This window comes from Riemerella anatipestifer ATCC 11845 = DSM 15868 (assembly GCF_000252855.1).
Classification (GTDB): domain Bacteria; phylum Bacteroidota; class Bacteroidia; order Flavobacteriales; family Weeksellaceae; genus Riemerella; species Riemerella anatipestifera.
Map to the genome: position 1 here is coordinate 889,518 of NC_017045.1, position 13,560 is coordinate 903,077.

Here is a 13,560-nt window from a genome sequence, read left to right on the forward strand (position 1 = left end):
ACTCCTTAACTTTTAAGAAGTTCTATTACACTTTCTGGATTTTCTGCAGAGAAGACTGCATTTCCTGCAACAAGAACATCAGCGCCTACCTCAAACAACTTAGAAGCATTATCTGTATTTACTCCACCATCTATTTGAATTAAAGCTGTAGCATTTTGGTCTAAAATTAAATCTTTAGTTTGCTTTATTTTTTTGTAGGTATTTTCTATAAATTTCTGTCCACCAAACCCAGGATTAACACTCATCAGCAATACCAAATCTATCTCTCCTATAATATCCTCTAATACGCTTACAGGTGTAGATGGATTAAGCACCACTCCTGCTTTAGCTCCCTTACTTTGTATTAGTTTAATTGTTCGATGTAGATGAGTACACGCCTCATAATGCACTGAGACCAAATCAGCTCCGTTATCAATAAATTCTTCCACATATTTCTCTGGCTCTACAATCATAAGATGCACATCTACAAACTTTCTAGCGTGCTCCTTTATCGTTTTCATTATAGGGAAACCGAAAGATATATTAGGCACAAACCTACCATCCATCACATCTACATGAAACCAATCGGCTTGGCTACGGTTAAGCATTTCTATATCTCTTTGGAGGTTACCAAAGTCAGCGGAAAGTAAAGATGGAGCAATTAGTTTTGTTTTCATTTCTAAATTTTAAAATTAATTGGTATTTAATTATTTACAACAAAAAAGGATAACGCTAACAATGCATTATCCTTTTATAGTTTTTATTTTCCTAAATAAGACTTCAAAATCTTACTTCTTGAGTTGTGTTTTAACCTTTTGATAGCCTTTTCTTTAATCTGACGAACACGCTCTCTCGTAAGGTCAAAAGTTTCGCCTATTTCCTCTAAAGTCATAGGGTGTTTGCCGTTAAGCCCGAAGTAAAGCCTTACTAAATCTGCTTCTCTAGGCGTAAGTGTTTGTAATGCTCTTTCAATCTCTATTTGTAAAGATTCTAGCATCAACTCTTTGTCTGGGCTAGGAGATTCCCCTGAACGAAGAACATCGTAAAGGTTAGAGTCTTCTCCTTCTACCAGCGGAGCGTCCATAGAAAGGTGTCTTCCGCTGTTTTTCATAGACTCTTTAATATCCTCCTCACTCATATCTAGAACTTCAGCTAATTCTTCTGGTGAAGGCGGTCTTTCATTCTCTTGCTCTAAATGAGCGTATGCTTTGTTAATTTTATTGATTGACCCAATCTTGTTCAATGGTAAACGAACGATTCTAGACTGCTCTGCTAAAGCCTGTAAGATAGATTGTCTAATCCACCACACCGCATAAGATATAAATTTGAAACCTCTCGTTTCGTCATATCTTTTAGCGGCTTTCATCAATCCTAAATTACCTTCGTTGATTAAATCTGGTAATGACAAGCCTTGATTTTGATATTGTTTAGACACAGAAACTACGAAACGAAGGTTGGCTTTGATTAGCTTTTCTAAAGCAACCTTATCCCCAGCACGAATCTTTTGTGCCAATTCTACCTCCTCATCTGCAGTAATTAGGTCTACTTTACCTATCTCTTGCAAATACTTATCTAATGATGCCGTTTCCCTATTGGTAACCTGCTTGGTAATTTTAAGTTGTCTCATAATATTTTTTGCTCAAAAAAAGAGTTACGGTATAGTGTACGACTATACCACTAAAAAGGTTACACTAAAAATGAAAAAAGTTTTCAGTTTTCCTTTTTTATTTATTTTAAATGTTTTGTAATCGCTTCGCTATCAGGCTTAGTAGTACTTAGATAGCTTTCTATTATTTTTCCGTTTTCGTCTAGAAGAAATTTGGTAAAATTCCAAAGTATGGTGGTATCTTTAACTCCGTTTAATTCCTTTTTAGTAAGAAACTGAAAAATAGGTGCTATATCTTCTCCTTTCACAGAAACCTTAGCTGCCATAGGAAAAGTTACTCCATAGTTCACTTGACAAAAAGTTTTAATCTCGGTATTAGTTCCTGGCTCTTGTCCTCCAAAGTTATTAGCAGGGAAGCCTACTACCACTAGCCTATCTTTATATTTTTGATAGAGCTTTTCCAAGGCTTCATACTGAGGTGTAAAACCACACTCAGACGCTGTATTTACAATAAGTATTTTTTTGCCTTTGAAATCCGCAAAATTAATTTCTCCACCGTCTAAACTTTCCACTTTATAATCGTAGATACTTTTAGAAAGCTTAGATGTATCCTGTTGAACCTCTCTTTTTTTACTAGAACATTGCACTAAAGCGAGTGCGGAAAGTATGAATATAAAGAGTTTTTTCATTGTAATTTTTTAGTTAAATTTATTTAATTTTAAATGTGTTTTCAGGAAATACTTTATTAACTTCTATTTTATTAAGTAACATCACATAATCTCCTTCTTTTTTAGGAGTAGAAGCCTCTATTCTAAAAGGCATTGTAAGCCCATTTACCTTTTTAAAGTCTGAATATAAAAGCGTTTCTCCTTTCTTCACCTCTTTGAGAAGCATATAGTTTTCAGCATCAAAATAATACAGAGTTTTATTCACATTTTTGGTCAGTTCTACCTTATAGCACAATCTTTCCCCTATTTTATCCTTACCCAAAATCACAGCTGTGAATCCTTTAGCCTCAAAATCAATAAAATCAGTATCAAAACTTTGAGGTTGGTAGCTTTCAAATTCTTGTAATTTATTGTTGGCATAATTCATTGCATAGCCTTTTTTGCCATCATAAGCCTCTATGACACTCTCTTTATTATTGATAATGATAGATGTTTTGGTAAGATTAGGACGCTGCTGATAAATTTTAATAGGATATTCCTCCTGTATTCCCAATACTACTTTACCTTGTAACATAATGGAATTTAGCAACTTCCACTTGGTAAGCCCTCCTGTTAGCTCTATATTTTTGTCTATAATTTCTTTAGCTGTTTGCGTGTAAAAAACCTGTGCTAAAGCTAATAATACAACTAATGCTATTTTCTTTATCATTATTTTCTTTTTTTATATTAAAGTCTAAGCAATTGCTTCGCTTTTTCTAAATCTTCTGGAACATCTATACCCACACCAACGAAATCAGTTTCTATCATTTTAATTTTCATACCATATTCCAAATATCTGATGCATTCTATTTTTTCTGCTATTTCCAAAGGCTTCATCGGTAAACTAGAAAACTCTAGCAACGCTTCCCTTCTAAAAGCATAAACGCCAATATGTTTAAAATATTGCAAATCATCTGTTTTCTCTCTAGGAAAAGGAACAACGGAACGACTGAAATAAAGAGCAAAGCCATTATTATCCGTAATTACTTTTACATTATTAGGATTTTCTATATCGTCCCACTGTTCTAGTTTTATTTTAAGCGAAGCCAGAGAAATACTCTTATCCTTATCTTCATCAAAAATTGAAATCAATTGTTTTAGAGGTTCTTTTTTAAGAAACGGCTCATCACCTTGCACATTTACAACAATATCACACTCAATATCTTTTACGGCTTCGGCTATTCTATCACTTCCCGTTTCGTGTGTACCTGTCATTACTGCCTTTCCACCGTTTTCCTTAATTTCATTAAAAATAACCTCGGAATCTGTTGCTACAAAAACTTCGTCAAAAAGCCCCGTTTCCACCACATTTTGATAAGTTGTAGAAATAACGGTTTTATCTCCCAACAATTCCATTAGCTTGCCAGGAAATCTACTTGCTTGATAACGAGCAGGAATTACAGCAATTATTTTTTGTTTCATTCTTTTTTATTTATAATTGAGAAACATTTCCGTCTTTGAAAAGATAGATTTTTTTGGATTTTCTAATATGCTCTTTATCCTTCTCATCTTTTTCCATCTCTTCAGTTTTCATGATAATCTTACCTTTAACTCCTCCCTTATCTTTTGGAAAAACATACTCTTCTGAATGATAAAAAACATCAGCATCAGCAACAGATATCAGCATTGGTAACGCCACCATTTTACTTCCATTTAATAGTATATACTGCTCATAGTTAGGAATACCACACGCCTCTCCAGAAACACTCGCCAACAGAACATCTGACACTCCATCTAACCCTTTGTTTCCTTGCCATTTAAATGCTACCGAAGTCAAACTTTCTGTCCCTACATTAAATGAAACTTTTTGTATGCTTTGTTTATCCTTTAGCATCACAACATCTAGTTTAACCTCATCTTGCTCCGTAGCAGAAGCTCCAAAAAGAAAATCATAACCATCTCTAGACCTATATCCTAAACTTAAATTAGCTCCCCAAATATACCCAGACTTGGTTTCGCCTTCTTTGATGTAATTTATTCTATACCAACTTGCAGAGCGTTTACCCAAAGACAATACTTGCTCTGTCTTTTGGACAATTTTTACCACTTGTCCTATATCTAAACTATCTACCTTAGGCGATTGTAAATTAGGTTCAGCCCTTACATTGGTCTTATCTATCAAAACTTTTTGGCTGCTATTTTCTTCAAACATAAATATCCATTGCTCTTCTTGAGCAAGAAGAAAAGAACTTATACTGAAGAAAACCAGTAAGAATAATCTAGAAAAGCTTTTCATTATTCAAGTTTATATTATTTAAGCTTCGACAAAGCTCCTTCTAATATAGGTAACATATTTTTAATATCCTCCAAAGAACAACCTCCCACAGAAGCTCTAAACCAAGGCATCTCTCTAGAATTACCAAATGCTGAAAATGGCACTAACGCCATACCTGCCTCTCGGATAAGGTAAAATACGACATCTGTGGTATCCTTCAATACCTCTCCATCTGGAGTAGTCTTCCCTACATAATCCATCTTAATAGTAAGATACAATGCTCCCATAGGCTCTATACTATCTACCGCAAAACCCTTATTTTTAAGCTCCTGAATACCTTGATGCAAAGTATTTAGACTTAACTGTATTTTACCTTTAAAATCGTTTACATAAGCATCTACTTCACCCATTTTAGATAAAAACTTAGATGTAGCTTCCTGCTCTGGTTTAGGTGCCCATGCTCCGATGTGAGTTAAGAAAGTCTTCATCTTATCAACTATTGTTGAAGGTCCAAACCCCCAACCTACCCTTACTCCTGTAGCTGCAAAACATTTAGATGAACCATCTATAAATATGGTATAATCTTTCATTTCTGGCACTAGACTTACAGGATTAAAGTGCTTTTGCCCAAAAAATAACATTGCATAAATCTGATCGTATAGTAGATACAATGGTTTTTCGTTTTCTCCTCTTTTTTTATTTTCAGCAACTACTACCTCACAGATTTCTCTAAGCTGTTGCTCGGTAAACATAGTCCCTGTAGGGTTTGAAGGAGAACAGAGCGCTAATAATACAGCTCCTTCTAAGTGAGGTTTGAGCTCTTCTGCGGTAGGCAAAAAGTTATTTTCTTTTCTAGTTTCTACTTCCACCTTTTCTGCAGAAGTTAGATAGGAATAATGGTTGTTATTCCAAGAGGGAGTAGGGTAAACCACCTTATCTCCAGGGTCTACAACACTCATATAAGCTGTATAAATAAGTGGACGCGAACCACCTGCTATCAATATTTCTTCTGGTGAGTAATCCAACTGATAACGCTTCTTTAAATCCAAAGAAATAGTTTCCCTAAGATTTAATAAACCACTGGCTGGAGGATAGTTAGTTAAATTGTTTTCGTAAGCCTTTTGTATTTCTTCTTTTAGAAGAGAAGGGATAGGATAAATATCAGCGTTCAAATCCCCTATAGTAAGATTGGCGATTTGAGCTCCCTTAGCTTTGAGTTCATTAACCTCATTTCCTATTTTTACTATTTCTGACGCCACTAAATTAGTTGCCAAACGAGATACTTTCATAAGAATTTATATATTTTAACAGTTTATACTAGACCTAAATCTTTTTTGATAACTTCTATTTTCGCATTAAGAGTTTCTATCTTAGATTTGAAATCTTTTTCTGACTCTATTTTGTCTAATGCACTAAAATAGAATTTAATTTTAGGTTCTGTTCCCGAAGGTCTTATCGCTACCTTTGTGCCATCTTCTGTATAGTAAATAAGCACATTAGACTTAGGAATATCCGTCATTGGTCGTTTTTCGTTTTTGTTCAAATTCCAAGCGGTTTGCTCTTGATAATCTTTAACCAAAACCACTTTAGAACCCGCCAACAAGGTTACAGGATTATTTCTAAAATCTGTCATCATTTTTTTGATTTGCTCCGCACCTTCTTTACCCTTTTTCACCACATTTACAAGAGCCTCTTGATAAAGACCTAATCTTTGGTAGATTTCTATCATATACTGATACATCGTTTTACCTTGAGCCTTACACCACGCTGCTACTTCACAAGCCAATAATATAGAACCACAAGAGTCTTTATCTCTCACAAAATCTCCCGTCATAAAGCCAAAGCTTTCCTCTCCTCCACAGATAAATTTCTGATTACCTTCTACTTCTCTTATCATTTTACCTATCCATTTAAAGCCTGTAAGTCCCACCTTACATTCAACTCCATAGGATTTTGCCAAATCAAAAAACACATCAGAAGTTACAATGGTAGAACCTATAAACTCTGTACCTGTGATACGACCTTGTTTTTGCCATTGAGACAAAATATAGTCTGTAAGAATCATATTAGTCTGATTACCATTGAGGAGTTGCATTTCTCCATCTAAATTTCTTACCGCTATCCCTAATCTATCTCCGTCTGGGTCTGTACCTATTACAATGTCTGCATTGGTAACCTTTGCTAAATCCATTGCCATAGTTAGTGCCGCTGGCTCTTCGGGATTTGGACTTTCTACCGTAGGGAAGTTTCCGCTAGGAATCATTTGTTCTTTTACTAAATCTACCTTGGTAAAACCTGCCTTTGCTAAAGCCTGTGGAATGGTAGTGTAAGTAGTCCCATGAATAGAGGTAAATACAATATTAAGATTATCATACCCCAACTTATCTTCTTGATAAAGAGAGTTCTCTATACATGTTCTTATATAAACTTCATCTTGCTCCTCTCCTACCCATTCTATAAGGCTATCATTACCATTAAAGTTGATGTCTTCATATTTAGTATTAAGTACTTCATTGATGATTTCTGCATCATTAGGTGGTACTATCTGAGCTCCATCGTTCCAATATACTTTATACCCATTGTACTCTGGTGGATTGTGTGAAGCGGTAAGCACAATACCTGCGTTACATTTTTTATCTCTCACCGTAAACGAAAGCTCTGGTGTAGGACGGTGTTCCTTAAACAACAATACTTTAATCCCATTAGCAGTAAGTACATCTGCTACTATTTTACCAAATTCTTTAGAGTTATTTCTTACATCATACGCTATGGCTACCTTTATCTCTTGGTTAGGGAACTGCTGATGCAAATAGTTAGCAAGACCCTGTGTTGCTTGTCCTAAAGTATATTTGTTAAGTCTATTAGTTCCAACGCCCATAATGCCACGCATTCCACCTGTACCAAACTCCAAGTTTTTATAAAATGCATCTTCTAACTCTGGTGAGTTAGTATCTATCAATTGTTTTACAGTCTGTCTAGTTTCTTCATCAAATGCCTCTGTAAGCCAAAGTTTAGCTTTATCCACTGTATTCATATCTTTATATTTTTATGTTAAAATTAAGGTTTTTCTTTATTTTCTACTTTTGTGTCTTTATCTATTTTGAGCTTTCTTATTGGATTTCCGTAATAGACCAACTTAGCTGTATTTTCTACCTTTCCAGAAATTTCTTCTTTAGTATTGATTTCTGCATAGTTCCCATTTTTAGACTGAATATCAAAATAATCTACCGTCCAATAAGGAGCTATAATACTCGCTGTATCCGAGATTTTAAGCACAGCCTCTTTAGTAACGCCTGAAAAATTAGCTCTTGATTTCTCCGTCATTTGCACTTCTGCTTTAGAAGCCTTTATTGCACCTATAAATTTCCCCTGATTCTTTAGATTGATTTTCAAAGTAGGCGTTTTAATATCTCCAGAAACATTCATTTCCACAGAGTCAGAAATACTTATCTGTTTCAATGGTGTTTTGGAGTAAACCGTTACTGTGTAAAAATCTACATTTCCAGTAGGTCTTTTCTCAATGATTTTGAGTGTACTGTCTTCAACTTTAATTTTTAAATTGCTAATAAGATTAGGATAAGTTTCTACATTAACAAAGTTCTCCTCTCCTTGAGTGAAAAACAACCTGTATTTACCTTCTAGCTCAAGTTTATTAAAGACTTCCAAAGGAGTGTCTTCAGATTTTATCTCACCTTCTGGAGTTACCTTTCCACAAGAACTCCATAAGAATACTGATACCAAAAGATAAATATAATGTTTCATCTTACTCACAATTAAATAATTTCTTCTATGTGATAATTTTTATGTTCTCTATTAGTCCTGATAATCAGTTCTCCTAAAAAACCTGCTATAAAGAGTAAAGTCCCCATTATCATCATCGTTAAAGCTATATAAAACCAAGGATTATCAGCTATTAAATGCCCATAAACACCTTTGGAGATATCTATTAGTTTAGACACACCTAGCCAAAGGGACGATAAAAAACCAATAATAAACATCAGTGTACCTACCGCTCCAAAGAAATGCATTGGTCTACCTCCAAATCTACTTACAAACCAAAGTGTTACCAAATCCAAGAAACCTCTTATAAATCTTTCTGTGCCAAATTTTGAACTTCCGTAAGGTCTTGCCTGGTGTTGTACTTCTTTCTCTGTAATTTTCCTAAAACCTGCATTAGCCGCTAGTACAGGGATATATCTATGCATATCTCCATACACATCTATGGACTTCACCACTTGCTTTCGGTACGCTTTAAGTCCGCAGTTAAAATCGTGTAAAAATACCCCTGAAACCTTTCTCGCTGCTGCATTGAATAGTTTAGATGGAATATTTTTGGTCATTACATTATCGTAGCGTTTCTTTTTCCAGCCACTCACAATATCATAACCTTCATTAACCACCTTATGATATAAAGCTGGTATCTCTTCCGGAAAATCTTGTAAATCCGCATCCATAGTAATTACCACTTCTCCTTTCACCCTCGCGAAAGCCGCATGAAGTGCTTGAGACTTCCCATAGTTTCTAGAAAATTTAATCCCTTGTATATTAGGATTTCTATTTTTAAGAAACATTATTGTCCCCCAAGAGCTATCAGTACTCCCATCGTCTACAAACCAAATTTCGTAAGATAAACCAGCCTCACTGCAGACATTTTCTATCCTATTATAAAGTTCTTCTAAAGATTGTTCCTCATTAAGAAGAGGTATAACAATAGATAAATCCATTTTTTCTAAAAAAATAAGTTAATAAACCGTTTTGCTTCTAAAGAAACTTCCAAAGAAAACAGACAATATCAAAAAGAAAGCACAATATCCTGCAAACACCAAAGAGAAATGGTATAAAGAAAACATATCTTCTTTTTTCTTTACTTTCTCTTCAATTCGCTTTTTGCCTTCTTCATATTTTTGTTCTAGTTCCTTTGCTTCTTCTGTATTGGGTTTGGTAATTTGTTTCGCTTTGGTATATTCTTCTTCCAAAGAAGCTCTAAAACTCTCTATATACTGATGATTTAAAAGCGATTTAACATCTTTATCAACGTAACTTATAAATACAAAAATACTGGAAATAGATAAAAACCCTGCCAAAAACATCGGAGCAAATGCTTTTCCAAAAGCTTCCTTAAAGGTAAGCCTAACTTTTTCTTTCTTGTATGAATAAACAGAAATAAACGCCCCAACACCAAAAATAAGAGGTAGAACGAAAGAATTAGCTATCATCGTAGTGTGAAAATAATTAACATCCATAAAGAAAAAATACACTACAAAAAACACCAATAGGATTGCCACACTCATCGCTAATCCGTTATTGATTGTACTTTTACCCATCTATTACTTAGTTTAAATTACAATTTTGAACTGGTAAAATTACGGATTATTTTTGAGAAACTTTCGCTTATTCTCTTGCATTTCTAATTTAACTAGGTAAGTCTTCTTCTAAATATTTCTCTATCTTTGCAGACAATAACAAAGGCGGCTTGTTGCTTTGTTTTTTCAACTAAACAAAGAGGAAAGTCTGGACACCATAGAGCAGCATAGCGGCTAACCGCCGTCCACAGTGATGTGAGGACTAGTGCAACAGAAAGCAAGTACAGTACGGCTGTAGTGAAATCAGGTAAACTCTATGCGGTGCAATGCTAAGTATATCGGCAACTAAGGGTAGCTCGTCCAATGCCGAGGGGTAAGCAGCTAAAGCTTAATAGCAATATTAAGCGTAGATAAATAACAAGCGTTCTAAATTTGTTTAGAATACAGAATCCAGCTTATAGCCTTTGTTATTTTTTTCAAAACAAAAATCCGCTCTTTTAAAAAGCGGATTTTTTTATTCATTTTGATACTAAATATTTCTATTTACTCGTTTCCACTACCTCTCCCTGAATCCAAATAACACTTCTGTTAGCTTTAGGGTCGTTAGAGAAAACTTCTATAAGCTTCTTGAATGGATTTACTAAATTAGTGTTATAACCTACTTTAATTTTAGAAGTTTTACCTGGTAAAATAGGCGTTTTGTCCCATTCTGGAGTTGTACACCCACAAGATGCTTTTACATTACTAATTACTAAAGGTTTATCACCTGTATTAGTTACTGTAAAATAGCGGTGTCCTTCTGAACCTTTTTCTACTTTACCATAATCTACTGTTGTTTTATCGAAGCTAATAGTTTGGGCAGAAGCCATAAAACCTACCGCTAAAACTAGCCCTGTTAAAATCTTTTTCATAATTCTTATACTTTTAAAGTTATGCAAAGTTAAAATTATTTTTCAACTTTAGCTATTTTCTATTCTTTAACTACAAATTACACGCCAAACTACAATTTATTTTCCACTTAAAATTTGTCCCTACAAATTTGTATCGAAAAGTTAGCTTCCTTACTATCTTTATCTTATTTTTGCAGAACAAAGCAAAAATAACGATTATAAATAGACATAAAAATATGCAGATTTCAGAGAAATATACCCCTTCCTCTACCGAACAAAAATGGTACAACTACTGGTTAGAAAACAAATATTTTCATTCTGAACCTAATCATAAACCACCCTACACCATTGTAATTCCACCGCCTAATGTAACGGGAATTTTGCACATGGGGCATATGCTGAATAACACCATTCAAGATGTGTTGATTAGACGAGCAAGAATGAGAGGTTACAATGCTTGTTGGGTACCAGGAACCGACCACGCCTCTATTGCTACGGAAGCTAAAGTGGTGGCTAAACTTAAAGCAGAAGGCATTAACAAATCGGATATTTCTCGTGAAGAATTTCTGAAACACGCTTGGGAATGGACGCATAAATATGGTGGAACAATTTTAGAACAACTAAAAAAATTAGGCTGTTCTTGTGATTGGGATAGAACCCGCTTTACGATGGAGGATAAACTCTCCGAACAAGTGATAAAATCTTTTGTAGATTTATATAACAAAGGGCTTATCTACAGAGGTTACCGTATGGTTAACTGGGACCCAGAAGCCAAAACCAACATTTCCGATGAGGAAGTTATCTTTAAAGAGCAAAACGGAAAACTCTATCACTTAAAATATCAGATTGAGGGAACACAAGATTTTCTTACCGTGGCTACCACGCGTCCTGAAACTATTTTCGGTGATGTAGCCGTATGCGTAAACCCTAACGACGAACGCTACCAAAAACTTATCGGCAAGACCGTTATCGTGCCTATCGTCAATCGTTCAGTGCCAATTATTGCCGATGAATATGTAGATATTGAATTCGGAACAGGAACTTTAAAAATAACGCCTGCCCATGATGTTAATGATTACGAAATTGGTCAAAAACATCAGCTTCAAATCATTGATGCTATTGATGATGATGGCAAACTAAATCATCACGGAATGCACTACGAAGGGAAAGACCGTTTCGTGGTTCGTAAAGAAATTGCAAAAGAGTTAGAAGAGAAAGGTCTCCTCGCCAAGGCGGAAGACTATGTAAACAAGGTGGGAACTTCCGAAAGAACAGGAGCGGTGATAGAGCCTAAAATCTCTCAACAATGGTTCTTAAAAATGTCCGAAATTGCAAAACCCGCTTTAGAGGTGGTAATGAACGATGAGATTAAATTCTATCCTGATAAATTTAAAAACACCTATAAATATTGGATGGAAAACATCCGAGATTGGAACATCTCTCGTCAGCTTTGGTGGGGACAACAAATCCCTGCCTACTACTACGGAGAAGGCGAAAACGATTTTGTAGTGGCGGAAAACGCTGAAAAAGCATTGGAATTAGCAAGAGAAAAAGCTCAAAATCCAAACCTAGGCCTTGCCGACTTAAAACAAGACGAAGACGCTTTAGACACTTGGTTCTCTTCTTGGCTGTGGCCAATGTCTGTATTTGACGGATTATTAAACCCTAACAGTAAAGAGATCAACTATTATTATCCTACCACCGACCTCGTTACAGGTCCAGACATTATTTTCTTTTGGGTAGCCAGAATGATTATGGCAGGATTGGAATGGAGAGGTAAAGTTCCTTTTAAAAATGTGTATTTCACAGGGATTGTAAGGGATAAACAAAGACGCAAAATGTCTAAATCTTTAGGCAATTCGCCTGACCCAATAGAATTGATTGACAAATACGGCGCAGACAGCGTAAGAGTAGGAATTCTATTGAGTTCTGCGGCTGGAAACGACCTTCTGTTCGACGAAGACTTAATGTTACAAGGGCGAAATTTTGCCACTAAAATATGGAATGCTTTCCGTCTGGTACAAGGTTGGAAACAAGAAAATAAACCTGCTGGTGCGGTTGAAAACCAAACGATAGAATGGTTTGGGCATCTATTAGATAAAACCGTAAAAGAGATTAACGAACAGTTTGAAAAATTCAGAATATCAGACGCCTTACATCTTATTTATAAATTAATTTGGGACGATTTCTGTTCTTGGTATTTGGAAGCCATTAAACCAAATTACGGCGAAGGCATTTCTAAGGAGGTTTACGACAAAACCATTGCTTATTTTGAAGAGTTGATGAAATTGCTCCACCCTTTTATGCCTTTCTTAACCGAGGAACTTTGGCAAAACATTACTTCAAGAAATACAGACGAAGCCCTCATCATCGCTCAACAGAAAGAAGCATCAGAGTTTGATGTAAATATTATCAACCAATTTGATATTGCTAAAGAATGGATTTCTGGTGTGAGAAATTACAGACAAAGCAAAGGTATTTCTCCTAAAGAAACCGTAGAGCTCTACACCAATGCTCTCGAAAACAGCAACGAAGCACTTATAAAGAAGCTTGCTAATGTCTCTGATATTTATTTCAATGAAAAAACAGACAAACCAAGTTTCTCTTTCTTAGTTGGTTCTACAGAGCTTTCTATACCACTTAGTGAAACACTTGATTTAGAAGAAGAGAAGAAGAAAACAGAGGAGGAACTTTCTTACCTTAAAGGCTTTTTAGCTTCGGTTGAGAAAAAGCTAAGCAATGAAAAATTCGTTAGTGGAGCTCCTGAAAAAGTGGTAGAAATGGAGCGAAAAAAACAAAAAGATGCTCAAGATAAAATAGCTCTTCTGGAAGAAAAATTAAAAACATTGGGATAGAAATA

General features: G+C 35.2%; 13 protein-coding genes and 1 other RNA gene. 2 read left to right on the top strand and 12 right to left on the bottom strand.

The features are described 5' to 3' along the window. Window positions 1-5: 5 nt before the first annotated feature. From rpe to RA0C_RS04395, 11 genes are all read right to left on the bottom strand, one after another. Complete coding sequence (gene rpe, locus RA0C_RS04345) at window positions 6-656, bottom strand: ribulose-phosphate 3-epimerase (RefSeq protein WP_004918430.1); 651 nt, start codon at window positions 654-656, stop codon at window positions 6-8. Between the two features lie 83 nt (window positions 657-739). Then, window positions 740-1,606 carry a sigma-70 family RNA polymerase sigma factor gene (locus tag RA0C_RS04350; protein ID WP_004918429.1) on the bottom strand — a complete coding sequence of 289 codons (867 nt, stop codon included), beginning with the start codon at window positions 1,604-1,606 and terminating at the stop codon, window positions 740-742. A 101-nt stretch (window positions 1,607-1,707) separates the two neighbouring features. After that, window positions 1,708-2,274 (bottom strand): glutathione peroxidase, encoded by a 567-nt coding sequence (locus RA0C_RS04355; RefSeq protein ID WP_004918428.1) that lies wholly within the window; start codon window positions 2,272-2,274, stop codon window positions 1,708-1,710. Window positions 2,275-2,293: 19 nt separating this feature from the next. Then, window positions 2,294-2,962 (bottom strand): LolA-like protein, encoded by a 669-nt coding sequence (locus RA0C_RS04360; RefSeq protein WP_004918426.1) that lies wholly within the window; start codon window positions 2,960-2,962, stop codon window positions 2,294-2,296. 17 nt (window positions 2,963-2,979) lie between these two features. After that, window positions 2,980-3,714, bottom strand: coding sequence for a 3-deoxy-manno-octulosonate cytidylyltransferase (kdsB, locus tag RA0C_RS04365; protein ID WP_004918424.1), 735 nt, complete (start codon window positions 3,712-3,714; stop codon window positions 2,980-2,982). 10 nt (window positions 3,715-3,724) lie between these two features. Further along, window positions 3,725-4,528 (bottom strand): SH3 domain-containing protein, encoded by an 804-nt coding sequence (locus RA0C_RS04370; RefSeq protein ID WP_004918423.1) that lies wholly within the window; start codon window positions 4,526-4,528, stop codon window positions 3,725-3,727. A gap of 14 nt (window positions 4,529-4,542) precedes the next feature. Beyond that, the gene (locus RA0C_RS04375) at window positions 4,543-5,796 is read right to left on the bottom strand and encodes a pyridoxal phosphate-dependent aminotransferase (RefSeq protein ID WP_013446871.1); all 1,254 of its coding nucleotides are present in this window, start codon (window positions 5,794-5,796) and stop codon (window positions 4,543-4,545) included. 23 nt (window positions 5,797-5,819) lie between these two features. After that, the gene (locus tag RA0C_RS04380; protein WP_013446872.1) at window positions 5,820-7,541 is read right to left on the bottom strand and encodes a phospho-sugar mutase; all 1,722 of its coding nucleotides are present in this window, start codon (window positions 7,539-7,541) and stop codon (window positions 5,820-5,822) included. Window positions 7,542-7,564: 23 nt separating this feature from the next. After that, complete coding sequence (locus RA0C_RS04385) at window positions 7,565-8,269, bottom strand: GIN domain-containing protein (RefSeq protein WP_013446873.1); 705 nt, start codon at window positions 8,267-8,269, stop codon at window positions 7,565-7,567. An 11-nt stretch (window positions 8,270-8,280) separates the two neighbouring features. Continuing rightward, complete coding sequence (locus RA0C_RS04390; protein ID WP_013446874.1) at window positions 8,281-9,231, bottom strand: glycosyltransferase family 2 protein; 951 nt, start codon at window positions 9,229-9,231, stop codon at window positions 8,281-8,283. An 18-nt stretch (window positions 9,232-9,249) separates the two neighbouring features. Further along, window positions 9,250-9,831, bottom strand: coding sequence for a DUF4199 domain-containing protein (locus RA0C_RS04395; protein ID WP_013446875.1), 582 nt, complete (start codon window positions 9,829-9,831; stop codon window positions 9,250-9,252). A 136-nt stretch (window positions 9,832-9,967) separates the two neighbouring features. On the opposite strand from RA0C_RS04395, the gene rnpB reads away from it, so the two are divergent. Further along, an RNA gene (gene rnpB, locus RA0C_RS10195) (RNase P RNA component class A) lies at window positions 9,968-10,284 on the top strand. A 65-nt stretch (window positions 10,285-10,349) separates the two neighbouring features. On the opposite strand, the gene RA0C_RS04400 is transcribed toward rnpB, so the two are convergent. Further along, entirely contained in the window at window positions 10,350-10,721 is a 372-nt protein-coding gene (locus RA0C_RS04400) for a DUF1573 domain-containing protein (protein ID WP_004918413.1), read from the bottom strand. A gap of 215 nt (window positions 10,722-10,936) precedes the next feature. On the opposite strand from RA0C_RS04400, the gene RA0C_RS04405 reads away from it, so the two are divergent. Further along, window positions 10,937-13,555 (top strand): valine--tRNA ligase, encoded by a 2,619-nt coding sequence (locus tag RA0C_RS04405; protein ID WP_013446876.1) that lies wholly within the window; start codon window positions 10,937-10,939, stop codon window positions 13,553-13,555. The last annotated feature ends 5 nt before the right edge of the window (window positions 13,556-13,560 follow it).